The sequence below is a fragment of the Streptosporangium sp. NPDC006013 genome (assembly GCF_040614275.1).
In the GTDB taxonomy this organism is placed as follows: Bacteria; Actinomycetota; Actinomycetes; order Streptosporangiales; family Streptosporangiaceae; genus Streptosporangium.
This window is the reverse complement of sequence record NZ_JBEXUE010000052.1, coordinates 1-24,873: the sequence shown is the minus strand read 5'-3', so window position 1 is coordinate 24,873 and position 24,873 is coordinate 1. Positions and strand designations below refer to the sequence as shown.

Annotated in this window: 19 protein-coding genes; 12 read left to right on the top strand and 7 right to left on the bottom strand. The window is 70.4% G+C overall.

Annotated elements, in window-relative coordinates; translation table 11 throughout:
- Window positions 1–353: 353 nt before the first annotated feature.
- The 4 genes from meaB to ABZ260_RS11180 are packed head-to-tail and all read right to left on the bottom strand — an operon-like array spanning window position 354 to window position 5,946.
- Entirely contained in the window at window positions 354–1,340 is a 987-nt protein-coding gene (gene meaB / locus ABZ260_RS11195) for a methylmalonyl Co-A mutase-associated GTPase MeaB (protein WP_355548549.1), read from the bottom strand.
- Entirely contained in the window at window positions 1,324–3,474 is a 2,151-nt protein-coding gene (gene scpA / locus ABZ260_RS11190; protein ID WP_355615666.1) for a methylmalonyl-CoA mutase, read from the bottom strand. The genes meaB and scpA overlap by 17 nt, the downstream gene beginning before the upstream one ends.
- On the bottom strand, window positions 3,471–5,210 hold the full coding sequence (locus ABZ260_RS11185) for a methylmalonyl-CoA mutase family protein (RefSeq protein ID WP_355615664.1): 1,740 nt from the start codon (window positions 5,208–5,210) through the stop codon (window positions 3,471–3,473). The genes scpA and ABZ260_RS11185 overlap by 4 nt, the downstream gene beginning before the upstream one ends.
- Window positions 5,211–5,220: 10 nt before the next feature.
- Window positions 5,221–5,946: a TetR family transcriptional regulator gene (locus ABZ260_RS11180; RefSeq protein ID WP_355615662.1), complete on the bottom strand. Its 726-nt coding sequence runs from the start codon at window positions 5,944–5,946 to the stop codon at window positions 5,221–5,223.
- 149 nt (window positions 5,947–6,095) lie between these two features.
- Here ABZ260_RS11180 and ABZ260_RS11175 point away from each other — a divergent pair, with 149 nt between their 5' ends.
- From ABZ260_RS11175 to ABZ260_RS11160, 4 genes are read left to right on the top strand one after another with little or no spacing between them, the layout of a single operon-like run.
- Window positions 6,096–7,739 (top strand): ABC transporter substrate-binding protein, encoded by a 1,644-nt coding sequence (locus ABZ260_RS11175; RefSeq protein ID WP_355615660.1) that lies wholly within the window; start codon window positions 6,096–6,098, stop codon window positions 7,737–7,739.
- Window positions 7,736–8,671, top strand: coding sequence for an ABC transporter permease (locus ABZ260_RS11170; protein ID WP_355615658.1), 936 nt, complete (start codon window positions 7,736–7,738; stop codon window positions 8,669–8,671). The genes ABZ260_RS11175 and ABZ260_RS11170 overlap by 4 nt, the downstream gene beginning before the upstream one ends.
- Window positions 8,664–10,601 carry a dipeptide/oligopeptide/nickel ABC transporter permease/ATP-binding protein gene (locus tag ABZ260_RS11165; protein ID WP_355615656.1) on the top strand — a complete coding sequence of 646 codons (1,938 nt, stop codon included), beginning with the start codon at window positions 8,664–8,666 and terminating at the stop codon, window positions 10,599–10,601. The genes ABZ260_RS11170 and ABZ260_RS11165 overlap by 8 nt, the downstream gene beginning before the upstream one ends.
- Window positions 10,591–11,592, top strand: a complete 1,002-nt coding sequence (locus ABZ260_RS11160) for an oligopeptide/dipeptide ABC transporter ATP-binding protein (protein WP_355615654.1) — start codon at window positions 10,591–10,593, stop codon at window positions 11,590–11,592. Before ABZ260_RS11165 ends, ABZ260_RS11160 begins: the two co-directional genes overlap by 11 nt.
- Here ABZ260_RS11160 and ABZ260_RS11155 read toward each other — a convergent pair.
- Complete coding sequence (locus ABZ260_RS11155; protein WP_355615652.1) at window positions 11,585–12,175, bottom strand: N-acetylmuramoyl-L-alanine amidase; 591 nt, start codon at window positions 12,173–12,175, stop codon at window positions 11,585–11,587. The genes ABZ260_RS11160 and ABZ260_RS11155 overlap by 8 nt on opposite strands.
- A 551-nt stretch (window positions 12,176–12,726) precedes the next feature.
- Window positions 12,727–13,692, bottom strand: coding sequence for a DMT family transporter (locus ABZ260_RS11150; protein ID WP_355615650.1), 966 nt, complete (start codon window positions 13,690–13,692; stop codon window positions 12,727–12,729).
- Window positions 13,693–13,761: 69 nt separating this feature from the next.
- Between ABZ260_RS11150 and ABZ260_RS11145 the strand changes: the two genes are divergently transcribed.
- The 8 genes from ABZ260_RS11145 to ABZ260_RS11110 all read left to right on the top strand — a co-directional run bounded on the left by ABZ260_RS11145 (window position 13,762) and on the right by ABZ260_RS11110 (window position 24,373).
- Complete coding sequence (locus tag ABZ260_RS11145) at window positions 13,762–14,646, top strand: LysR family transcriptional regulator (RefSeq protein ID WP_355615648.1); 885 nt, start codon at window positions 13,762–13,764, stop codon at window positions 14,644–14,646.
- 60 nt (window positions 14,647–14,706) lie between these two features.
- The gene (locus tag ABZ260_RS11140) at window positions 14,707–15,816 is read left to right on the top strand and encodes a DUF5925 domain-containing protein (protein WP_355615646.1); all 1,110 of its coding nucleotides are present in this window, start codon (window positions 14,707–14,709) and stop codon (window positions 15,814–15,816) included.
- A 1,171-nt stretch (window positions 15,817–16,987) separates the two neighbouring features.
- Complete coding sequence (locus ABZ260_RS11135; RefSeq protein WP_355615644.1) at window positions 16,988–17,371, top strand: Lsr2 family protein; 384 nt, start codon at window positions 16,988–16,990, stop codon at window positions 17,369–17,371.
- A 148-nt stretch (window positions 17,372–17,519) separates the two neighbouring features.
- Window positions 17,520–18,812 carry a M20/M25/M40 family metallo-hydrolase gene (locus ABZ260_RS11130; RefSeq protein WP_355615642.1) on the top strand — a complete coding sequence of 431 codons (1,293 nt, stop codon included), beginning with the start codon at window positions 17,520–17,522 and terminating at the stop codon, window positions 18,810–18,812.
- A 262-nt stretch (window positions 18,813–19,074) separates the two neighbouring features.
- Window positions 19,075–20,601, top strand: a complete 1,527-nt coding sequence (locus ABZ260_RS11125; protein WP_355615640.1) for a hypothetical protein — start codon at window positions 19,075–19,077, stop codon at window positions 20,599–20,601.
- Window positions 20,602–20,673: 72 nt separating this feature from the next.
- Window positions 20,674–21,834 (top strand): DegT/DnrJ/EryC1/StrS family aminotransferase, encoded by a 1,161-nt coding sequence (locus ABZ260_RS11120; protein ID WP_355615638.1) that lies wholly within the window; start codon window positions 20,674–20,676, stop codon window positions 21,832–21,834.
- 260 nt (window positions 21,835–22,094) lie between these two features.
- The gene (locus ABZ260_RS11115) at window positions 22,095–23,186 is read left to right on the top strand and encodes a GNAT family N-acetyltransferase (RefSeq protein WP_355615636.1); all 1,092 of its coding nucleotides are present in this window, start codon (window positions 22,095–22,097) and stop codon (window positions 23,184–23,186) included.
- The gene (locus tag ABZ260_RS11110) at window positions 23,183–24,373 is read left to right on the top strand and encodes a DegT/DnrJ/EryC1/StrS family aminotransferase (RefSeq protein ID WP_355615634.1); all 1,191 of its coding nucleotides are present in this window, start codon (window positions 23,183–23,185) and stop codon (window positions 24,371–24,373) included. Before ABZ260_RS11115 ends, ABZ260_RS11110 begins: the two co-directional genes overlap by 4 nt.
- On the opposite strand, the gene ABZ260_RS11105 is transcribed toward ABZ260_RS11110, so the two are convergent.
- Window positions 24,348–24,770 (bottom strand): PfkB family carbohydrate kinase, encoded by a 423-nt coding sequence (locus ABZ260_RS11105; protein ID WP_355615678.1) that lies wholly within the window; start codon window positions 24,768–24,770, stop codon window positions 24,348–24,350. The two genes, ABZ260_RS11110 and ABZ260_RS11105, sit on opposite strands and share 26 nt — an antisense overlap.
- Window positions 24,771–24,873: the final 103 nt, after the last annotated feature.

Sequence of the window (24,873 nt, the reverse complement as noted above, 5' to 3'; positions counted from 1 at the left end):
GGGGACGTCCCACATGTCCCGTTTCCGTCCGGTGCGCGGATAACTACTGGTCACCCACAGATCAGGACCGGCCGACCGACAATCCTTCTAGGGCGCTCCGGGTCTCCTCACCCGTCCCATTACCTGATTTACACACTAAAGCGCATCACATCACAGTATTAGTAAATCTTCACATGAAGTATCACATGACCCACCAGAAGTGATCAAGCTCGTATTCGACATAAACCTTGCCGGTTCCGGACACGAGCATCGTTAACATGTGCTTAACAGCTTGCCTAAATGGCGGATCGACCTCTCGTCGACGCCATCACCCGAGGTCACCCAGGGTTACCGGAGGCTCGCGCCCGGAACCGTCAGTTGCCCCTGCCGAAGGCCGCGAGGATGCGGTCGGCCGCCAGCGAGGGGGTGACCTCACCCTCGGCGACCTCGCGTTCCAGCTCGGTGATGATCGCCGCGACCTCGGGGTGCTCGCGGAGCCGGGCGAGCAACCGGTCGGTGACCATGGCCCAGGTCCAGCGGACCTGCTGGCGGCGGCGGCGCTCGGCCAGCTCCCCCGAGGCCTCCAGCGCGTCACGGTGCCTGACGACCTGGTGCCAGACCTCCTCCAGGCCGTTACCGGTCATCCCGCTGCAGGTGAGCACCGGAGGCGTCCGCTCCGCGCCCAGCAGGCGGAGCGCTCCGGCGAGTTCCCTGGCGGCCCTGCGCGCGTCCAGCTCGTGGGAGCTGCCCTCGGCACCGTCGGCCTTGTTGATCGCGATCACGTCGGCCAGCTCCAGCACGCCCTTCTTGATGCCCTGGAGCTGGTCGCCCGTCCTGGCCAGGGTGAGCAGCAGGAAGGTGTCGACCATGTCGGCGACGGTGGTCTCCGACTGGCCGACGCCGACGGTCTCCACCAGGACGACGTCGTACCCGGCCGCCTCCACCACGACCATCGCCTCGCGGGTCGCCCTGGCCACCCCGCCCAGGGTGCCCGAGGTGGGCGAGGGGCGGATGAAGGCGGCCGGGTCGACCGCCAGGCGGGACATCCTGGTCTTGTCGCCCAGGATGCTCCCGCCGGTACGGGTCGAGGACGGGTCGACGGCGAGCACCGCCACCCGGTGGCCCTCCCCGGTCAGCCGCGTGCCGAGCGCGTCGACGAACGTGGACTTGCCGACGCCGGGCACGCCGGTGATACCGACCCTGCGCGCCGCGCCGGCCAGCGGGGTCAGCTCGACCAGCAGCCGCTGGGCCAGTTCCCTGTGGTCGGCCCTGGAGGACTCCACCAGTGTGATCGCCCGCGCGATCCACACCCTGGAGCCCTCCTTCACCCCCTGGACGTACTCGTCAAGCGTTCGCGTCATGACCCAGCCGGGTGAGCAGGTCCGCCAGCAGGCCCTTGGCCGCGTCGGCGATGACGGTGCCGGGCGGGAAGATCGCGCTCGCGCCCGCGGCGCGCAGCTCGTCGAAGTCGCCCGGCGGGATGACACCGCCGACCACGATCATGACGTCCTCCGCGCCCAGCTCGGCCAGCGCCTCGCGGAGCGCCGGTACGAGCGTGAGGTGGCCGGCGGCCAGCGAGTTCACACCGACCACGTGCACGTCCGCCTCGACCGCCTGCCGGGCGACCTCCTCGGGCGTCTGGAACAGCGGGCCGACGTCCACGTCGAAGCCGAGGTCGGCGAAGGCCGTGGCGATCACCTTCTGGCCCCGGTCGTGACCGTCCTGGCCCATCTTCGCCACCAGGATTCGGGGGCGGCGGCCCTCCAGCCGCTCGAACTCGGCGCACGCCTCGCGGACCGCGTCCACGCCGGATCCCACCTCCTCGCGATACACGCCGGTGATCGTACGGATCTGTGCCGCATGCCGCCCGAACACCCGCTCCAGGGCGTCGGAGATCTCCCCGACCGTGGCCATGGCACGGGCCGCCTCGATCGCCAGCGCGAGCAGGTTCCCGTCGCCCGCGGCCCCCTTGGTGAGTGCCGTCAGTGCCTCCTCCACCCGCCCGGGGTCGCGCTCGGCGCGCAGGCGGCGCAGCTTGTCGAGCTGCTGGGCGCGTACGGAGGTGTTGTCGACCTTGAGCACCTCGATGGGCTCGTCGGCGTCGGGCCGGTACTTGTTGACGCCGATGACCGGCTGGCGCCCGGAGTCGATGCGCGCCTGGGTACGGGCGGCGGCCTCCTCGATGCGGAGCTTGGGCAGCCCGGCGTCGATGGCCTTCGCCATGCCCCCGGCGGCCTCCACCTCCTCGATGTGGGCCCATGCCCTGGTCGCCAGCTCGTGGGTGAGCCGCTCGACGTAGTAGGAACCGCCCCAGGGGTCGATCACCCGGCAGGTACCCGACTCCTGCTGGAGCAGCAGCTGGGTGTTGCGGGCGATCCGCGCGGAGAAGTCGGTGGGCAGGGCCAGTGCCTCGTCCAGCGCGTTGGTGTGCAGCGACTGGGTGTGGCCCTGGGTTGCGGCCATCGCCTCGACGCAGGTGCGGACGACGTTGTTGTAGACGTCCTGGGCGGTGAGCGACCAGCCGGAGGTCTGCGAGTGGGTCCGCAGCGAGAGCGACTTGGGGTTCTTGGCTCCGAACCCGGACACCAGCCGCGACCAGAGCAGCCGGGCGGCCCGCAGCTTGGCGACCTCCATGAAGAAGTTCATGCCGATGCACCAGAAGAACGACAGGCGCGGCGCGAACCTGTCGATGTCCATGCCCGCCTCGACACCCGCCCGCAGGTACTCCACCCCGTCGGCGAGGGTGTAGGCGAGCTCCAGGTCACACGTGGCCCCGGCCTCCTGGATGTGGTATCCGGAGATCGAGATCGAGTTGAACTTCGGCATCCTCTCGCTGGTGTACGCGAAGATGTCGGAGATGATCCGCATCGAGGGGACCGGCGGGTAGATGTAGGTGTTGCGGACCATGAACTCCTTGAGGATGTCGTTCTGGATGGTCCCGGCGAGCTGCTCCGGCGCCACCCCCTGCTCCTCGGCGGCCACGACGTAGAGCGCGAGCACCGGCAGCACCGCGCCGTTCATGGTCATCGACACGCTCATCTTGTCGAGGGGGATGCCGTCGAACAGCTGCCGCATGTCGTAGATGGAGTCGATGGCCACGCCCGCCATACCGACGTCCCCGGCGACGCGCGGGTGGTCGGAGTCGTAGCCCCGGTGGGTCGCCAGGTCGAAGGCGACCGACAGTCCCTTCTGCCCGGCTGCCAGGTTACGCCGGTAGAAGGCGTTGGACTCGGCTGCGGTGGAGAAACCGGCGTACTGCCGGATGGTCCACGGCTGGTTGACGTACATGGTCGGGTACGGGCCGCGCAGATAGGGCGCGGCGCCGGGGTAGGTCTCCAGGAAGTCGAGACCGTCGGTGTCAGCGGCGGTGTAGAGCGGCTTGACGTCGATCCCCTCGGGCGTCTCCCACACCGGGCCACGAGGTCCGTCCCCCGCGGCGGGGCCGGGCACCGCCGGTCGCGCACCGAGTTCGATCTCGGAGAAGTCGGGAATCATCGAGCCACCCCCAGGTCGTCGAAGGTCGTCCGGAGCGCGCCGAGCGCGTCACACCCGGTGTAGAGGTTGGCGTCCACGCCCTCGAACCCGCCCTTTCCTGCCAGCCAGATCCTGCGCGCCCCCGCACCCCTCAGCGCGGCGGCCACCGCCTCGGCGTGTTCGGCGTACAGCCGGTCACTGGAGCACAGGCACGCGACCTCGGTGCCGGAGGCGGAGAACGCGGCGGCGATCTCCGCGGGGTCCGTCATGGCGCCACCGGCCACGGTGGCGATGCCGCCCGCCTGGAACAGGTTGGCCGCGAACGACGCCCTGGCGGTGTGCGCGGCCACCGGGCCGATGGTCGCCAGGAAGACCTTCGGCCGGCTCGCCTGGGCGTCGGCCAGGTCGCGCAACGCCTCGAACTCCTGCGCGTAGTGCACCCCGGTACTCCCGGTGGGCCGGGCCGGCCTGGCCAGGGGCCGCTCGGCGAGGTCGGGGAACTCGCTGACGCCGGTGATCGGGTCGAGGCGCCTGGCGATGTCGGCCGAGCGCCGCTCCCAGGTGGCGGCGAGCCGTCCGGCGACGAGCGCGGAGCCTTCGGCCGCCCCGACGCCCCCGGCGCGCTCGATCTCCTGGAACCACTCCCAGGCTCTGGAGGCCAGGTCCTCGGTGAGCCGCTCGACGTACCAGGAGCCACCGGCCGGGTCGATCACCCGGGCCGCACCGGCCTCCTCGACGAGCAGCGACTGGGTGTTGCGCGCGATACGGCGGGCGAAGGCGTCCGGCAGGCCGAGGCGGGCGTCGAAGGGCTGGACGGTCACCGCGTCGGCCCCGCCGGTCCCGGCCGCGAAACAGGCGAGCGTGGTGCGGAGCATGTTCACCCACGGATCGCGGGCGGTCATCATGACCGAGCTGGTCACCGCGTGCTGCCGCTGTCCCTCGTCGGGGGCGCCGCACACCTCGGCGACACGCGCCCAGAGCCTGCGGGCGGCCCGGAGCTTGGCGATGGTGAGGAACTGGTCGGCGGTGGCCGCGTACCGGAACTCCAGCTGCCCGAACGCCTCGGGCACGGTCAGGCCGGCGCCGGTCAGGGTACGCAGCGCGGCGACTCCGGCGGCGAGGGAGCAACCGAGCTCCTCGGCGTCACCGCCTCCCGCGTCGTGATAGACGGTGGCGTCCACCGTGACGGCCCTGAGGCCGGGGTGGTCCCGGACGCAGCGGCGGGCCAGCTCGATCGCGGTCTCCGCGTCGGCGAGCGCGTCGGCTCCCAGGTTCCCCTTCAGCGTGCCGGCCTTCTCACCCGCCAGCCCGAGAAGCACCTCGGCCGCCTCGCGGGTCCGCTTGCCCGCGTCGAGCGTGACCGAGATCAGCTCCAGGTGGACCCGCTCCAGGGCCCGCGGCAGGTCCTCGGGGTCGAGGGTGAGCCACAGTGAGGTGACGCCGTTCTCCAGGTCCGTGAGGATCGCCCCGGAATCGGGCACCTCGTGGCGCTGCCGCACCTCCCAGCCCCCCTCGGGGGCGGAGCCCCTGATGTAGGGGGCGGAGCCGGGAAGGCCGGGATCGCCGGGCAGATCGGACGCGTCGTAGAGCGGTGCGATCGTCACACCGTCATAGGTGGTGGAGGCCAACGCCTCCTCCGGGGAACCGGTCTCGACCCCGGACTTGCGCAATACCCCGAGCGCCAGCTCCCGCCACCGCTCACGCGTGGTCGGTGGGAACTCGGCGGCCGGTCGGGGTTCCTCAGGCGACACCGTCATGCACCGGATACTAAAGGTTGCCGTTTTTCGAACTCCCTCCGGGCTCCGGACAAACATCAACAGGAGGGCCGTCGGAAGGAGCCGAAGGGGGATTCCCGGACCATGCGGAAGAATCCTTACGCAGCAGCCTGAGGTAGCCGTACGAGAAGGCGACCAGCACGTCGACCGCCTCCTCCAGGTCGGGGTAGCGCCCGTCGATGTGGCCGATCGCCATCGCGTTGGTCAGCGCGCCGATCCCGTCGGCGATCATCTCCAGGCGGCGCCTGTCGCTCTCCCGCTCGGTCGGGAAGCCGAACGAGGCCAGGTCCGCGACCAGGTGTGCCCGGTAGGCGGCGGCGGTCTCGACGGCGAACTCCTGGAGCGGCGACGACGGGTCGTGCCGGGTGCGCAGGCCGAGGCGGAAGAGCGCGGGGTGCCTGCAGATGGCCTCCAGCGGTATCCGGAAGGCCTCGCGGTGGCGCTCCCTGTCGTTGGGTGCCTCGCGGGCCCTGTGCCGCGCCTCGCGCATCGCCCCCCGCAGCCGCTCCCCCGCCTGCTCTCCGAGCGCCCGCAGCAACTCCTGCCTGTCCTTGAAGTGCACGTAGAAGCTGGACTGGGCGATCCCCGCCGCCTTTGCGACCTTGACGGTGGTCAGCCCTGCCTCACCCTCCTCGTCGAGGATCGCGAACGCGGCACGGATGAGCCGACGCCTGGTCAGATCCTTGGCCTCGCTCCTGCTCAGGGGTGCGCTCGTCACGGTCGCCTCACTTTCCACTCACCGATAATCCTACCGGTGAATCTCCAATCACACCCAGTGCAAACAATCCCCCTCAGGGACTTGTGCGATTTTTCACCGATAGTACTATCGGTGAATCGCTCTCGGGGGCCTACCTGGAGGAGATGCACGTGAGACGCCTGACGCTTTCCACGGCGTGGCTCGCCTCGCTGACACTGGCGCTGACACCGGTGCTGGCCGCCTGTAGCGGCGAGCGGCCCACCGCGCCCTCGGACAAGGCTCCGGCGGCGACCGGCGCCTCTCCGGTGCGGGGCGGGCGCCTGGTCTACGGCCTCAGTGCCGACGCGGCGGGCTTCAACCCGGTGACCGACCAGTTCGCGACCACCGGCTACAGCATGGCCGGAACGATCATCGAGACCCTGGTCGGCGTGGACGCCGCCGGCGACTGGAAGCCCGTCCTGGCCCGGTCGCTGACCCCCAACACCAACGCCGACGAGTGGACGATCAAGGTGCGCCCGGGGATCACCTTCTCCACCGGGGAGCCGCTGGACGGGCGGACGGTCAAGGCCAACCTGGACGCGCAGAAGGCGTCCCCGCTGACCAGCACGGCCCTCACCCCGGTCGACTCCTTCGAGCTGATCGACCCCATGACCGTGAAGGTGAGGCTGAAGGGCCCGTGGGTGGCCTATCCCTACCACCTCGCCACCCAGATCGGCATGATGGTTCCCCCCTCCGCGCTGACCGACCCCAAGGCGGCCAGCCGCAAACCGGTGGGAACCGGGCCTTTCCTATTCAAGGAGTACACGCCCGGCAGCCGCATGGTCGTGACCAGGAACCCCAACTACTGGCGCAAGGGTCTTCCCTACCTCGACGAGGTCGAGTTCCGCATCCTGCCCGACAGCCAGACCCGGGCGCAGACGCTGGAGGCCGGCGGGATCGACGCGATGGGCACCAGCCGCGACGACGACATCACAAAGTTCGGCGCGCTCAAGGACGCCTACACGATCAGACGGACCACCGGCATGGCGGTTCCCGAGTACATGTTCATGCTGAACACCGCCGCGCCGCCCTTCGACGACCTCCGCCTGCGCCGGGCGCTGGCCTACGCCACCGACCGCAAGGCGGTCATCTCCACGCTGCGCGGCGGGCTGACCGAGGAGGCCGACGGCCCCTGGTCGAAGGACTCCAAGTGGTACGCCCCCGGCGGCGACTACCCCACCTACGACCCGGAAAAGGCGAAGGCCCTGATCAGCGAGGTCGAGGCGGAGAAGGGCGAGATCACCTTCGAAGTGATCACACCGCCCGACCCCAACACCATGCAGGGCATCGAGCTGGCCCAGGACATGTGGCGCAAGGCGGGAGTGGAGGTGCGGATCAAGCAGGTCGACCAGGCGGACCTGGTGAACCGGGCCGTGACCGGTGACTTCCAGGCCACCGTGTGGACACAGTTCTCCATGCCCGACCCCGACGGCGAGTACGTCTGGATGCACCAGAACTACGCCATGCCCGTCGGGAGCATCTCACTGAACTTCAGCCGGCTCAAGGATCTCAAGCTCAGCCAGGCCCTCGACAGCGGCCGGAGCAACCCCCAGGACGACGTCCGCAAGGACGCCTACGCCACGGTCCAGCAGCGGCTGCGCGAACTCGTCCCGTACGTCTTCGTCGACCACCTCAACACCGGGGCGGTGATCGCGAAGACCAAGGTCGGCGGCATCGGCGACTACCTCCTGCCCGACGGTGAGGCTGGGGTGCCGCTGACCGGTGCGCCCATCCCCTCCCATCCGTTCTCGCAGATCTGGGTCGGTAACCCGTGATCCTGCTCCGGCTGGTTCGCCTGCTGGTCGTGCTGCTCGTCGTCACCTTCCTGTCGTACGTGCTGCTCAACCTGCTCCCCGGCGACCCGGCCACGCAGATCCTGGGCCTGTCGGCGAGCGAGGAGGCCCGCGCGCAGTTGCGCGCGGAGCTCAGCCTCGACCAGCCGCTGACGGTCAGATACCTGGGCTGGCTCGGCGGCCTGGTCACCGGTGACATGGGAACCTCCTACATCACCAGCGTCCCGGTCGCCGAGGCTCTCGCCGAGCGGCTACCCGTCACGCTGGAACTGCTGGTGGCCGCGCAGCTGATCGCGCTCGGCCTCGCCGTGCCCGTCGGGGTCGCGGCGGCCCGCCGGGCGGGGCGGACGCTGGACCAGGTGCTCACCACGCTGAGCTTCGGCCTGCTGTCGACACCGGTGTTCGTGCTGGGCGTGGTGCTGATCCTGGTCTTCGCCGTCAAGCTCCAGGTGCTCCCCGCCACCGGCTGGACCCCGATCTCCCTCGACCTGGGCTGGAACCTGACCTCGGTGCTGCTGCCCGCCGTCACCCTCGGCTGCGGGCAGATGGCCGTCTACGCGCGGCTGCTGCGCACCGACCTCATCGCCACCCTCCAGGAGGACTACATCACCCTGGCCCGCGCCCGGGGCCTGTCACCCCGGCGCATCCTGTGGCGGCACGCGCTGCGGCCGTCCGCGATATCACTGGTCACCGCCGTCGGCCTCAACCTCGGGGCGCTCATCGGCGGAACGGTGATCATCGAGACGCTCTTCGGGCTGCCCGGCGTCGGGCGGCTCATCGTCGACTCCATCTTCTCCCGCGACTACCTGACAGTGCAGGGAGGCGTCGTGCTGATCTCGGTCGGCTATGTGCTGGTCAACTTCGCCGTCGACCTGGTCTACGCGGCCGTCGACCCCAGGATCCGGCATGCCTAGGCGGCTGGGGCGGGGGTTCTGGATCTCGGCCGCCTGGATCGCCCTGGTGCTCGGCGCCGCCCTCGCCGCCGACCTGCTGCCACTGCCGCGCTACGACGAGACCCTGGCGGGGCCGCCCCAGGCCGGACCGAGCCTCGCGCACCCGTTCGGCACCGACGGCCTCGGCCGCGACGTGCTCAGCAGGGTCGTGTACGGCGCGCGGGTCTCGCTCGGCGTCGGCGTCGGGGCGGTGCTGCTCGGCCTGCTGGTCGGCGCGCCGCTCGGCGTCCTGGCCGGATACCGCGGGCGGGTGACGGACTCGGTGATCATGGCCTTCAACGACATCGCGCTCGCCTTCCCCTCGCTGGTGTTCGCACTGGCCGTGGTCGCCTTCGCCGGGGCGAGCCTGACCAACGTGCTGATCGTGCTGGGCGTGCTGGGCGTGCCCGCCTGGACCCGGCTGATCCGCGGCGCCACCCTGTCGTTCGCCGACCGGGAGTTCGTGGTCGCGGCCCGCGCCCTGGGCGCGCGGGATCGGCGGATCCTCCTGCGGGAGATCACCCCCAACGTGGCCGTACCGGCCGCCTCCTACGCCTTCATCGGCATGGCGATCGCCGTGGTGGCCGAGGGCAGCCTCGCCTTCCTCGGACTGTCGGTCCAGGCGCCCACCCCGACCTGGGGAGGGCTGATCAACGAGGGCCGCGCGGTGATGGACAACGCCCCGTTCGTCGTGCTCGCCCCCTCGTTCGTCATGTTCCTGACCGTACTGTCGTTCAACGTCGTCGGTGACCGGCTCCGGGCACTGACCGACGTACGGCAGAGCGGTCTGGAGCCCGGGCGGCGCGCCCCCGCGCTCGTGCCCGCCGGCTCCTCCGCTCCCGCCGCCGAAAGCCGCACCACCGTGGCGGACCGGGCAGGGGACGCGCTACTCCAGGTCCGCGACCTGCGCACCCACTTCGTGACCGGGCGCGGCGTCGTCAAGGCGGTCGACGGCGTCTCCTTCACCCTGGAACGCGGCCGCACCCTCGCCGTGGTGGGCGAGTCGGGCTCCGGCAAGACCATGCTGATCCGCTCGGTGCTCGGCCTGCTGCCCGGCGCGGGCGTGCTGCGCGGCGGAGAGGTCCTCTTGGAGGGCCGCGACCTCACCACCCTGTCTCCGAAAGAGTTGCGCGGGGTGCTCGGCATCCGGCTGGCGACGGTCTTCCAGGACCCGATGACGGCGCTCAACCCGGTCAGGACCGTGGGCACCCAGGTGATGGAACCGCTCAGGGTGCATCTGGGCATGAAGCGCAGGCAGGCGCGCGTCGCGGCCGCCGAACTGCTCGCCTCGGTCGGCATCCCCGAGCCCGCGCGGGTGCTGCGCCGCTACCCGCACCAGCTCTCCGGCGGCATGCGGCAACGGGTGACGATCGCGATGGCGCTGTCCTGCGGCCCCGACGTGCTGTTCGCCGACGAGCCGACCACCGCGCTCGACGTCACCATCCAGGACCAGGTGCTGCGGCTGATCCACCGCCAGCGCCGGGAACGCGACATGGCCATGGTGCTGGTCAGCCACGACCTGGCCGTGGTGGCGCAGTGGGCCGACGAGGTCCTCGTCATGTACGCGGGCAGGGTGGTCGAGCGCGGGCCCGCGGAGGCGCTGTTCGAGCGCACCCGCATGCCGTACACCGAGGCGCTGCTGCGGGCCGTCCCACGGCTCACCGACCCCGCCCACCACCCGCTCCAGCTTCTCGGCGGCCGCCCGCCGGACCTGGCGAGCCCTCCCCCCGGGTGCGCGTTCAGCCCTCGCTGCCCGTACGCGCGGGAACGGTGCGGGACCGAGGCACCTCCACTGGTCGAGGCGGAGACCCCGGGCCACATGTACGCCTGCTGGTATCCGGAGCTGGTGGGCCGGGACCGTGAGATCGACCGCGAAATCGACACAGAAGGGGTGGACACCCGTGGCAGGTAGCGGAAGCGCCCATCTCCGTGCCCCCGAGGAGGTTCTGCTCCGTGTCGAGGACCTGGTCGTGGAGTTCCCCGCCGGCCGCGGCCGCCGCGTTCACGCGGTCTCCGGAGTGAGCTTCGACGTGGCCAGAGGGGAGACTCTGGGCATCGTGGGCGAGTCGGGCTGCGGGAAGTCCACCGCCGCGCGGGCGTTGATGCAGCTTCCCGCACCGCTGGGCGGCTCGATCCGGCTGGACGGCGTGGAGCTCACCGGCCTGCGCGGCGAGACGCTGCGCAGGACCCGCAGGCGACTTCAAATGATCTTTCAGGACCCGATCTCGTCACTCAACCCCCGGCGGCGGGTCCGCGACATCGTCGCGGAGGGGCCACGCGTCTGGGGGACGGGAGCCGAGCGGGTCGACGAGATGCTGGAGGCGGTGGGCCTGGACCCGGCCACCGCCTCGGACCGGCGCCCGCACGAGTTCTCCGGCGGGCAGTGCCAGCGGATCTCCATCGCGCGGGCGCTGGTGCTCGACCCGGAGGTGGTGATCTGCGACGAGCCGGTCTCCGCACTGGACGTGTCGGTGCAGGCTCAGATCCTGAGCCTGCTGGAGGAGCTCAAGAAGCGCTACGGGCTGACGCTGGTGTTCATCGCCCACGACCTGGCGGTGGTCAAGAACGTCAGCGACCGTGTCCTGGTGATGTACCTCGGCAAGACCTGCGAGCTGGCCTCGGGCGACACTCTGGTAAGGCGGCCCGCCCACCCCTACACGCGGGCGCTGCTCGCCTCCGTCCCACGGAGCGACCTGGGCCTGCCCCCGGCGGACCGGCTGATCAGCGGGGAGCCCCCGTCCCCGGTGACGCCGCCCGGCGGGTGCCGCTTCCGGACCCGTTGCCCGGCGGCGGCACCCAGGTGCGCCGCGGAGGAACCGCTCATGCGGCGGATCGGTCCCGACCAGTGGGTGGCCTGTCACTATCCGCAGGCCCCCGTGCAGCAGGGGCCACTGGTCAGCTGACGGGTTCCTGCCAGGCCGCGTCCCAGGTGGCGCGGTCGACGGCGCCGGTGACGGGCAGCCCCTTCTCCTTCTGGAACTTCTTGCAGACATCGCTGGAGGCGGAACCGTACAGACCGTCGACGTCGATGTTCCAGCCCCGGTCGCGCATCCGCCGCTGCCAGGTGCGGACGTCCGCACCCTCCATGATCGGCGGCTGCTTGAGCGTGCGGCCGGGAAAGGAGGGGTGCGGTTCCGGCGGGTTGGTGGTCCCGCCGCCGGGACGGGGGGCGCCCCGCTTGACCCACGCGTACAGGGGCTCGCCGGGGCAGCTGGTCGAGTAGCCGTCCCGGTGGCCCTTGATCTCCTTACCCGCCCCGCCCTTGTCCCTGAGGTATTCGACGGCGTCGAGGATGCCGTGCAGGATGCCGTCGGTCGGCTTGGTGAGCCCCGACGAGCCGACCAGGCCGAGCACCGCGTAATGGTCGCTGTTGAGGCCGGCGCCGTTGGCGGCCGGCACACGATTCGGCCCCCGGCCCTCGAAGACCTTCCGATGCGGACAGACCAGCATGGAATAACCAACGTCAATCCAGCCATTGCCGTCCATGTGGTGATTCTGGATGGATTTCACCAGGGCAACACATTTGGCGTGGTCGTTCACGATATCCGGGCTGACCTGGCCGCCCGTGTAGTGGACCTTCACTCCCCGGGTGGAACTGAGCCTGCTGTAGGAACCGCGCGGCTGGCGAGCGCCCCACTCTCGGCGAGTAACAAGATCGATGGCCACGGAACGTCTCCACTGTCTGAGTGATACTGCCCTACCGGAGCGTAATGGTTGATACGACACCGTATGGTGCTGTTAATCAACTGTTCTATCGTCGTATCGTGATGTGAGAACGTTCCGGGCGGTCGTCGGGCAGCGAAACAGCCATCCCCCTGACCGCAGCCGGGCGCCCTAAACCAGAAAAGCGCCCGCGGGCCTCTCCTCCCCGCGACACCTCCCGCTCCGGGCGGGCATGAATGGCCTTGCCCTCATCGTCGCGGCCTCCTCACCCCTGATCGCCCTCGGCCTCGACACCGGCCGCGTTCCCGGCACCGTGTGGCCCAGGCCCAAGGACAACGCCCTGACCTGCGCCTCGAAGGACGTTCCCGGCCTGGTCATCGAGACCGGCGACCGGGCCGGGAAGCGAACACGCCCTGGCCGGCCATGATGCCGACCACGACCACCACCGCTCCCAGCGGCTGGTTCCACGTCAGCGCCTCGCCCAGGACGAGCACCCCGAGGACGACACCCACCAGCGGGGTCAGGTACGTCACCGTCGAGGCGGCCGTCGCCCCCCAACGGGCAATGACCGTGGTGTTCCAGATGTAGGCGAGCCCCGTGCCCAGGATGCCCAGGGCGGCCATGCTCGCCACGACGGGCAGGTCCAGGCGCACGGGACCGCCTGCCAGCAGCGGGCTCAGCGCGAGCATGACCAGGGCCGCCACGCTGATCTGGGCGGCGGCGATCGTGGGGGCGTCGTAGCCGTAGGAGACCACGAAGCGCCGCGTGTAGGCGAAGGCCAGGCCGTAGCAGAACGTCGCCCCCAGGCAGGCCGCCTGCGCCCACCCGGGGCCGGCGACCCCGGTCAGGTTCCACGGGGCCAGGACGACGACGACACCGGCCGCACCCAGCAGCAGACCGAGCACCCCCGCCGCCCCCAGGCGCTCCTGCCGGAGCGCGGCCAGGGTCACGAACATCGTCATCAGCGGCGTCGTGGCGTTGTAGATGCTGGAGAGTCCCGAGGGGATGTACTGCCCGGCCCAGGCGAACAGCAGGAACGGCACCACGCACAGCAGTAGTGCGACCACCCCCAGATGCGCCCAGAGCCTCGCCTGCCTCGGCCACCGCCGGCGGGTGACCAACATGATCACGTTGAGCGTGAGCGCTCCCAGCGCGAGACGGCCCAGCACCGTCTGAACGGGAGACAGCCCAGTGAGAGCGACCTTGATGAACAGGAAGCTGGCCCCCCAGGTCAGGGCCAGCGCGAGATATTGGGCGAGCACGGACCGGCTCGCCGGGGACGGTACGGCGTCGATCGCCCGCACCTGTGGAGATGCCGAGGAGGTTCCTTCACGGGTCACCGGAGCAGTCTCACCAGGCCCAGGTCATGTGTCCAATGAGTTATCCCGGCAGTGTGATGAGATGTCCTCATGAGTGCCACGGTCGCGCAGCTCCGAGTCTTCACCGCCGTGATCGCGAACGGCGGATTCGGCGTGGCCGCCGAGGAGCTGGGCATGTCCCAGTCGGCGGTCTCCCACGCGCTCGCCGCGCTCGAGCGCGCTCTCGGCGCACCGCTGGTGCTGCGGCACGGAGGCGTGGGACCCACGGCCCTGGGGGCGACGATCCTGCCGCACGCCCAGGCGGCGCTCGCCTCGGTCGCCGCCATCGACGAGGCCGTCTCCGCACATCTGGGGCAGCACACCGGAGTCGTCCGCGTCGCCGCCCCGCCCACGGTCTGCTGCGGGCTGCTCCCCCAGCTCATGCGGACGTGGCGCGCGGAGCTCCCCGGTGTCGAGGTGCAGGTCTTCGAGGGCGACGACGACGAGCTGTCCCCCTGGCTGGAGACCGGAGTCGTCGACGCCGCGATCCTCGTCGATCCGGTGCCCCCGCCTCCCGCGCATGTGGTGGTGGGCCGCGACGCCTTCCACGCGGTGGTCCGCGCCGACCACCCCCTGGCCGGCCAGGAACACATCACGATGGCCGAGCTGGTGGAGGATCCGCTGCTCGTCTCCAAGGGGGGCTGCGAGCCGCAGACCCGCATCCTGTGTTCCCTGGCGGGCGTCCCCTACGCTCCGGCCCAGCATGTGCGCGAGCTCGGCACGCTCATCGGCATGATCGCCGCGGGTATCGGCGTCTCGACGGTTCCCGACCTCGGCCGCGGTCTTCTCACCCCCGGGCTCATCATGATCCCGCTGAAGCCGTCCCTGACCCGCGCCCTCGTCCTCACCGGCCCGCTGACCCGCCCGCCGAGCCCCCTGGTCGATGCCCTGCTCCGCACCGCCCCCGAGGCTCCCGCACCGCCGGCGGCCCCCTGAGCCCGGCCCCCTTGCGAAAACCCGTCGACCGGCGGACGCCCCAAGAGGATCATTACCGCCATGTCCGTACTCAAGGAGGTCCACTTCTCCCCGGAGCCCCGCCCGGTGGAGCTGCCGATGAGGATCTGGCTCGACGACGCCGACTCCGCGGTGGATGTGATCGACGCCCTCGCGCTGTCGCCGTTCGCCACCGGGGTCCAGCCGTGGTCGTGCACCGCGAACCTGGAGCGGGTCCGCCCCGACGCCTCCCTCACCCCCTCCTCCGGGACGCTCCTCCGGGCGGCGATGGAGAAGGACGGCCGTGACTCGCGGCTGCTGTGCGGGGAGGGCTGGACGCTGCGCGTGGTCCGCCACCGCAACCGCGCCGCCACGGTCAGCGTGACCGCGGTCGACGAGGAACTGGCCCGCTCGGTGATCGACGAGATCATCAAGGACGCCGAGGAGCCCGCTCCCGAGAGCGACCACGTCGAGATGGGCTTCTGGTGGCAGGGACCCCACGGCAGCCGCCGCTCGGAGAAGCCGATCACCGCCTCCCCTTGGGCGGAGGTCTCCGGCAACTACGCCAGGTCGGTCGGCGAGCGGCTGTCGCGGCTGATGTCCGTCACCGCCTCCGACGCGCACGGCAGGCTGGTCCTGCTGCACGGCCCGCCGGGCACCGGCAAGACAACGCTGCTGCGCACGCTCGCCCACGAGTGGCGGTCGTGGTGCCAGGTCGACTGCGTACTCGACCCGGAACGGCTGTTCCACTCCCCCGGCTACCTCATGGAGGTCGCGGTCGGCTTTGACGACGACGACGACGGTAAGCGGTGGCGGCTCCTGGTGCTGGAGGACTGCGACGAGCTGATCAGATCCGGCGCCAAGGAGGCCACGGGACAGGGCCTGTCACGCCTGCTCAACCTGACCGACGGGCTCCTCGGCCAGGGCCGTGACGTCCTGGTGGCCATCACCACCAACGAGGACCTGGCCCGTCTCCACCCGGCCGTCACCCGCCCGGGCCGCTGCCTCGCCCAGATCGAGATCGGTCCTCTCCCCCACGACGAGGCCGCCCACTGGCTCGGCGGCACCGAAGGGCTCTCTCCGGCCGGTGCGACCCTCGCCGAGCTCTTCGCGCTCCGCGACGGCGCGTTCAGCCGCACGGCCGTCCCCGAGAACACCGGCCTCTACCTCTGACCTCCCGCCGTGCGGGAGGTGTGGCAGGCCGGCGGGGCCCGGCACGTCCATCCGTGACCAGACGACATGACAGGCCGCAGCGGCGCACCGCCCCGTCCACCCCGTCCCCCGGGGCGAGACGGTGTGAGGCTCGGCGGCGCACGGTTCCCACCCGTGCGGAACGGAACGGGACGAGCCTCGACGACACGCCCGCCCCTGCGGGAACGGGCAATGCCCGTATCACTCTCCGGCCCTTACGCGAACAATTCGGGGAACACCGCTTGTTGGTCCACCCGGACGATGGAACGGGCCAATGGCGGTCAAGGGGCAAACGGGGTCCGCGACTCCCGCTCGCTCACAATGCGAGACGCCCGAAATCATGCGGTCCGCGTGGCGTGCCTTGCCTCACCCGAGAGTGTCGGGACCACGCCCCAATGTGATCGACCATGTGTCGGTGACCACCTTCGAACGCATCCGGATCTAGCCGGCCGGCAAAACCGGGGACACCCGGCCCGCATTCCAGAGCCCGAGGAAGTCATTTGTCCTACGGAAATCCTGCAACACGTTCGGTGACAGACACCGGGCATACGTGAATTGTCCGACGAACCTCCGGAGCGGGTCCCACAGCGCCCCTCCGCCGCCGTCCCCCTCCTGGCGGACCCGGTCCGCTCGCCGCTCCCCGCCGGGATCTCATCCCGGCAACTGCCCCGACCAGCGAAAACGGGATGGAGGGCAGACCCGCACACCGGGAGGACGGCACGGTGGAGCCCTCGAAACGAACGACAGTGGAACGATGGCCCCGAACGCCCCCAAGCGGCCGAAGTCGATTTTTTCACGGCGACCGGGGTGGAAACCACCCGGAGGTCACGAAACTCCAAAGCGCTCGGACACCTCCATCCAGAAAACCCGCCGGGGCAACCGACAGATCCCGGGATACAAGACACCAAGGGGATCCCGGCGCCGCCGTCGTTTTTAATCCCTCGCCGGCGGGAAGCATTTCCCAATGACGTGGAGACGCCGGAGTTCAACCTTGGGTAATTAACCTGAGCAAGTGGATCTCCGGCGGACAGGGTTTCCCGGCGCGACAGCGAAAGGAGAGGCTAGAGTTTTACTACCGGGGAAGAGACGCGGGAGCCATCGTCGGCCGGGTTCACAGCCGCACACTCTGGCGCCAAGATTAAGGAGTGACACAATGGCACGTCAGCAAGTCGTCACGTTCACCGATGACATCACCGGGAAGCGGGCGGACGAGACCGTCTCGTTCGGCCTGGACGGGACCGCCTACGAGATCGACCTGAGCACGAAGAACGCCACAAAACTCCGCGAGGCCCTTAAGCCCTTCCAGTCCGCCGCCCGCAAGGCGAGCACCTCCCTGGGCCGCAAGGGCAGGGCGAAGGGTTCCGGCGGCAGCCGCGAGCGGAGCGCCGAGATCCGGGCGTGGGCGAAGTCCCACGGAATCGAGGTGAGTGAGCGCGGGCGCATCGGGGGAAAGGTCGCCGAGGCCTTCGCGGCGGGCGACCCCAGCGTGGCCAAGGCGGCGACCAAGAAGGCCCCGCAGACCACATCCGGCCAGTAGCGGCCAGGCTCCCGGCCCCTCCTGGAGGTAGCGGCGTCACAGCCGACCGGGAGTACATGAAGCGAACCTCGAGGTGCCCTTCGCGCTTCGGAGGGGTATGCACCCTTGGTCCTATATTTGGGCCATAGTCTCCGGGGGGCGTTCTTCGATGAGTGAGGTCACACAGATCTGCTCGGACCTGATCAGATTCGACACCACCAATCCCGGCCCCGGCGAACGTCCGGCGGCCGAGCACGTCGCCACCCTGTTGTCGGAGGCCGGCATCGAACCGGTGGTGTTCGAGTCGGCCAGGCACAGGACCAGCGTGGTCGCCAGGATCCCCGGCGACTCACCCGACGCCCTGCTGATCCACGGCCATCTCGACGTGGTCCCCGCCCACGCCTCCGACTGGCAGGTTCATCCGTTCTCCGGGGAGGTCTCCGGCGGCTGCGTCTGGGGCCGGGGCGCGGTCGACATGAAGGGCACCCTGGCCATGACGCTCACCCTGGTCCGAGAGTGGGCACGGCGCGGGGTACGGCCTGGGCGGGACGTGGTGCTGGCGTTCCTCGCCGACGAGGAGGCCACCGGCGAGTACGGCGCGCGATACGCGGTGCGACACCACCGCGAGCTGTTCGACGGCTGTACCGAGGCGATCAGCGAGTCCGGCGGTTACAGCGTCGAGGCTCCCGGAGCACGGATCTACCCGGTCGCGGTGGGCGAGCGCGGCACCGCCTGGATGAGACTCACCGCGACCGGCGTCGCGGGCCACGGCTCCCGCCCGCCGGTGGACAACGCGGTGGCCGAGCTCTGCCATGCCATGTCCCGGATCGCCTCTCACCGCTGGCCGGTGCGGCTGACGCCCGAGGTGGCGACACTGATCGAGAGCCTGTCGGACATCCTCGGCGAGCGCATCGACCTCGACCGGCTGGAGGAGGAGGCCGAACGGCTCGGCCGGATCGGCTCCCTGTTCGGGGCACAGATCCGGAACTCGGCGAACCCGACGATGCTCCAGGCGGGCTACAAGGTCAACGTGGTTCCCGGCACCGCCATGGGCCATGTCGACGGGCGGTTCCTGCCGGGGGGCCGGGAGGAGTTCCTGGAGACGATCGACCGCCTGCTCGGCCCCCGGGTGAGGAGGGAGTTCGTCAACCTGGAGGACGCCCCCTCCGCCCCGATGGACTCGCCCTTCTTCGAGCGGCTCGGCGCGGCCCTGGTGGCCGAGGACCCGGCGGCGCGACCGGTGCCGTACGTGATGTCCGGCGGCACGGACGCCAAGTCCTTCGCGAGGCTCGGCATCAGGGGTTACGGCTTCGCCCCGCTGATGCTCACCCCGGAACTCGACTACTTCGGCATGTTCCACGGCGTGGACGAGCGCGTTCCCGTCGAGGGCCTGGAGTTCGGCGTCCGCGTCCTGGATCGCCTCCTCGCCTCCCCCGCGGGTGGCAGCACCAATACCGGATAAAACAGGGCGCTCCCCATCACGATCGAGCCCTGCCGGGTACTTCCGAATACATGCCGGACACGGCCCGCCTGAAACTGGGGCATCATGGCTCACGTGCCGACTCTCATATACCCCTCGGTGACCGGCCGGTCTCATGACGAGACGCGAACGCTGGTGCGGCGCCATCCCACTCCCCTCGGGAATGCCATCGAAGCATCCCGCGCGAGCGATGGGCGGGCATCCGGCACCGCCCCGGAAAGTGGTGCGGATCGGGAGCGTCGAGGTGAATGAGAACGGCACGGGGCTGCCCGCCTGGCACGAGGGCGGCACCCCCCCGTCGGGCACCCGGCCGGACCTGCCGGGGACGCGACCGGACTCGGCCACCGGCCTGCGTGCAGCCGACGGCAAGGTCGCTGCAAGCGCTCCACCCGATGATGACGAGGTGACGCGCGACGGAGGCGACCAGGCGATGGGCCGGACAGTGACCGAGGAGCGCAGGGCCGGACTGATGGACCGCCTGCGCAAGGATCTGAGAAATCCCCTGTTCCTACAGGGCTACGCATTGATGATCAATACCGGGATCACCGCCGTGCTGGGCCTCGGCTACTGGTTCCTCGCCACGCACCTGTACACCGCCGCCGCGTTCGGTGAGGGCCAGGCCGTGATCAGCGCGATGCGGCTGTTCGCCTCTCTGACCGGGCTCGCCTTCGCGGGCGCGCTGGCCAGGTTCATCCCGGTGGCCGGCCGCCGCACCGCCGAGTTCGTCCTGCGCGGCTACGCGATCGCCGGGGCCACCGGCCTGGTGGCGGCGTTGGGGTTCCTGCTGACGTTGCCGGTGTGGGGGGCGGTCTACGCCGACCTCGCCGGGTTCGGCCCCGGACTGTTCTTCCTCGTCTCGGTTCTCGTCTGGACGGTCTTCACCCTCCAGGACGTGACCCTGGCCGGGCTGCGCAAGGCCGTCTGGGTGCCGGTCAACAGCCTGGCGTTCGGCCTGGTCAAAATGGGCATGCTCGCCGCGCTCGCGGTCGCGCTGCCGGAGGGCGGCCTCTTCGGCGGGATCTTCGTCTCGTGGATCGTGCCGACGGCCATGGCACTGATCCCGATCAGCTGGTTCATCTTCGGCGTCATCATCCCCAAGCACGTCAAGAACACCGAGGAGAGCGCCGCGAACCCGCCGCGCCTGCGCGAGGTGGGGCGTTTCCTGGCCGGAGACTTCCCCGGCGCGTTCTCCATCCTGCTGATCCTCTATCTGGTCCCGGTCATCATCGCGGGCTGGCTCGACGACGCGCCGACGTTCGGCTACTTCTCGATAGCCCACACACTGGGCTCCATGATCGGGCTGCTGGCGGCCAACATGGCGGTGTCTCTGACGGTCGAGGGGTCCTTCAACGCCGCCCGGCTGGCGCAGAGCGTGCGCAACGCGCTGCGCCGCACCTTCCTGATCGTCGGACCGGTCATCGCGGTGGTCGTGGTCGGCGCGCCCCTGATCCTGAGCGTGTTCGGCCCCGGGTTCGCCGAGGCGGGCACGCCGCTGCTCCGTCTGATGGCGATCGCCGTGCTCCCCCAGACGGTGATCGAGATCTGTCTCAGCATGCTGCGCGCGCAGAGCGAGGCCCGCAAGCTCGCACTCATCCAGATCGGAATGGCGGTGCTGGTCCTCACCTCAATCGCCCTGCTGTTCCCCCTCTTCGGGATCGCCGCGGTGGGCTACGCGATGCTCGGCAGCCAGCTCCTGGTCGCGCTACTGATCCTCCCGAACATCCGCAGAGTGATCAACCACGGCAAGGCGTCCCAGGTTGTCGCAGCTTAGTGGCGGCGTGGCTCTGTTTGCAGTCTTGATCGCGCACGTGATAGACGGTCTCCAGTGACTCCTGAGCACATTGTGGCGAAGCGGACAGGCCGCCACTGCCTTCCACTGCCCTCCAATCGTCTGGGCCTGTATCTGGCCCTGCGGCACTGGTGCAGCCCCGGCCAGCGGTTGCTGATGTCGCCGCTGTCGGCCGACGAGATCCTCTTTCTCGTGCTCGCCGCCGGGCTGCGCCCGGTCATCGCCCCGCTCTCCTCCGAGGACGGCAACATCGACGCGGGCGCCGTCGACCTCGACACGGTCGACGCGGTGCTGACCACCAACCTGTACGGCCTGCCGGACCGGGTGGCGGCGTTCACGGGCAAGATCCTGATCGAGGACGTCGCGCACGCGATGGAGACGAGCGTGCACGGCAGGCCGCTGGGCACCTTCGGGGTGGCGGGCGTGTTCAGCCTGTCCAAGCACGCCGGAGCGGGTTCCGGCGGGGTGATCGCGGTCGAGCACCTGGAGGACCTGCGCACCCTGGAGCGCGACCGTGACCGGCTGCTGCAGCCGGGGGCCTTCAGGAAGGAGATCCACAGCGTGCTGACCTCGGTGGGCCGGCACGCCGCGCTGCGCCTGAACATGGTCCGCCCGGCACTGAGGGCGATGCGCGCGTTCGGCATGGAGGAGGAGCGCGAGGGCTACCGGATCGCCCCGCGCCCGGCGGATCTGGTCAGGGCGCTGGAGTACGCGCCGCAGCTACCGGCGTTCGACTCCTGGGTCCAGGCCGACCTGCACGACTACCGGGCCAGGCGCGGCCACCTCTCAAGCTGGTACCAGTCGAGGCGCCTGCGGACGCTGCCCAGGCAGCGGTCGCGGCGGATCGCCGGCGTCTCGGCGCTGGCCGCGTTGCCCAGCGTGGCGCCGGCCGTCCACCGGCACCTGGATCAACCGCTGTTCCGGGTCCCGCTGCTGGTCTCAGGCCGGGACGAGGCCATCGCCGAGCTGGAGCGACACGGGGTCGCCACCGGATACCTCTACGACCCGCCGTACGACAGCTACCTGCCCGGGTTCACCAGTCCCTCGCCGGAGCCCGAGATCGCGCACTGGTGGGGCCGGCACGTGCTGCCGGTCGATCCGCTCTACGCCCACCGCGCCCTGCCGGTCGTCGAACGGCTCGTCCCGGCCACCCCACCCACCCCTCCCCGGGTTCCCCCGGTGCTGCCGAGTCCGACCGTCTCCGATATCGCTTAGCAGGTAAGTCAATATTTAGGTAGATTTACTGCGTTGGGCGGCGGCAGGGGGATCGCTGCCCGGTTCCGGGACGGTTCCCGCGCTCCGTGACGCACGCCACCCATGTCCATGGGCCGGTCGGATCGCGCGTGCTCCACCCCGAGGACGACGTTCGGTTCCTCAGCCCGGGCTTCGAGAAAGGATCACCTCCTCGTGAACGGTAGGTTGACGCGCACTGCAGGCACGGTCGCCGGTCACCCCGGCGCGGCGGGAGGGGCTGCATGAGGGTCAACGTCATCCGGCCGGCGGAGCTGGGTCCGGGCGAGGTCGCGGCCTGGCGCGAGATGCAACGCTCCAGCGCGCACCTTGCCAACCCCTTCCTCAGCCCGGACTTCACGATCGCGATGGGTGAGGTCCACACCGAAGCGCGGGTGGCGGTGATCACCGAGTCGGACGGGCCCGTCGGGTTCTTCCCCTTCGAGCGGCACGGCGGCGGGGTGGGCGCCGCCCTGGGCGGATGGGTCTCGCTCTCCCAGGGCGTGGTCCACGTGCCCGGCGCCGAATTCGACTCCAACACCCTGCTCAAGGAGTGCGGGCTGAGCGTGTGGGAGTTCGGCTGCATGGTTGATCACCAGCCCTGGTTCCAGCCGTTCGAGACGCTCAGGCAGGAGGCCGTGGTCCTCGACTTCACCGACGGCTACCCGGCCTTCCTCGACGAGCTGCGCGAACGCTCTCCGAAGTTCGTCAAGAGCACCCTGTACAAGGAACGGAAGCTGGGCCGCGACACGGGCGAGATCACCTCCGAGTTCGCGGTGCGCGACGCGGAGCAGTTCCGGCTGCTGCGGGAGTGGAAATCGGCCCAGTACCAGCGGATGGGCCGCCCCGACCGCTTCGCCAAGTCATGGGTCGTGGAGTTGACCGAGCGCCTGCACGCCATCGACACCCCCGACTTCGCCGGGCCGCTGTCCATGCTGTACGCGGACGGCAGACCTGTCGCGGGCCACTTCGGGCTGCGCACTGGCACGATGATGATCGGCTGGTTCCCCGCGTACGACCCCGACTACGCCAAGTACTCCCCCGGCCTGATCCAGCACCTGCATATGGTCGAGGCCGCCGCGAAGATCGGTGTCAGCTCGCTGGACCTCGGCATCAGTAACGGCTCGGAGTACAAGGACGCACTGTGCAGCAGGACGGTTCCAGTCACCGAGGGCATCGCGCGCCGCCGTTCGGCCGGCGCGGCGGCGCACTGGCTACGCACCACACCGGTCCGCCGCGTGCGGCGGTTCATCCTTGACAGCCCGGCCCTGTACGGCGCCGCCGACCGGGCCATGAAACGGTACGGGCGGCTGCGCACCCGGGGGAAGGCCCAGTGATCGGGCAGAACGACGGCCGCGAGCTTGAGGCGGCCATGCGAGACCGGATCGGCCAGGAGTGCCTGCACGTGCCCTCCGCCAGGTTCGGTCTGCTCCTGGCGCTGCGTCACTGGTTCGAACGCGGCGACCGGGTGCTCATCTCACCGACGAACTGCGAGACCGTGCTGTTCGTCGTGCTGGCCGCCGGGCTGGAACCGGTGATGGCGCCGGTCTCCTGGCGCGACGGCAACATCGACGTCCCCAACATCGACTGGAGCGGCCTGGCCGGTGTCGTCACCACGCACCTGTACGGCCAGCCCGACCGGGTGACCGAGTTGCGGGCCGAGTGCGACCGGCGCGGTGTGATCCTCCTCGACGACGCGGCACACGCCATGCAGACGACGGTGGACGGCCGCCCCGCGGGCACGTTCGGCACCGCCGGGGTGTTCAGCCTCGCCAAGCACGGACGGGCGATGTCCGGCGGGTTCCTCACCGCGCGGGACCCGGCCGCGCTGCCCGAGCTGGCCCGGGCCAGGGACGAGTCGCTGCTCCCCGGCGGAGCGCGCGCCCAGCTGCTCGGCACGCTGCGGCCCGTGCTGCGCGAGACGATCTACCGCACCGGGCTGGTCCGGCCGATGTGGCACGCCCTTAAAGCGCTCGGCCTCGTCCAGTGGACCGGCCACCGCTGCCCGCCCCGCGAGAAGGAACTGCGCGCGACCCTCGCCGGCGATCCGGTAGACCTGCGCGCCATGGACCACTGGCTGCGGATCGACCTCGACGACTGGCGGATGCGCCAGGGGCCGCTGCTCCGCCGCTACCAGCGCTCCCGCTTCCGGGTGATCGACCGCGAGCGCGACCGGCGGGTGGCCGGGGTCGAACTGCTGCGTACCCTGCCCTGGGCGGCCGAGGGTGTCCGCGACGCGGCGCCGCAGCCGCTGCTGCGGGTGCCCCTGCTGGTCGAGAACCGCGACGAGGTGGTCGCCCGGCTGGAGAGCCGGGGCGTGGTGCCCGGCTTCATCTACGACCCTCCGCTGGACGACTACCTGGAACTGGTGCCCGAGGGGCCGTCCTCGGAGATCGCCCGCTGGTGGACCGGCCACGTCCTGCCCGTCGATCCGCTCCGCGCCACCCGGATGGCCGGCTTGCTGACCGAACTCGACGTCCGCCCCGCCACGCGCCCGTTCACGGCGTCGCAACAGCCCGCCTGAGCAGGTCGCGAGCCTCCTCCCTCGGGGGGAGGCCCGCCGTGTCGCCGGGGGTCTCCACGATGCGGGCGGCCAGCAGAGTGCCGAGGGCGGCTGCGCCGCCGGGGGAGCCGCCGGACAGGCGAGCGGCGAGATAGCCGCCGAGGAACGCGTCGCCGGCGCCGACGGGATCCCGCACGACCCGGGCGGCGCTGGCCAGGTGGCGGGGACGGCCATCCCCACCGGCGAACCAGGCGCCGTCCGCGCCGCCCTTGAGCAGGACCTCTCCCACGCCGGCCTCCCACGCCGCCGCGAAAACCCTGCCCGGGTCCGTCTCACCGAACAGCGCCTCCGACTCGTCCTGGCCCAGCACCAGCAGGCCGACGTGCGGCAGGAGCGGAAGGAGGTCGGGGACGGGCAGCGCGGACTACCGCACCGCAGAGCCGTGTGTTCAAGCTGGCGCTGATCGGATACCTGATCCGGCAACCCTCATGGCTGGGCGGCATGGGTGCGCTGATCGGGGG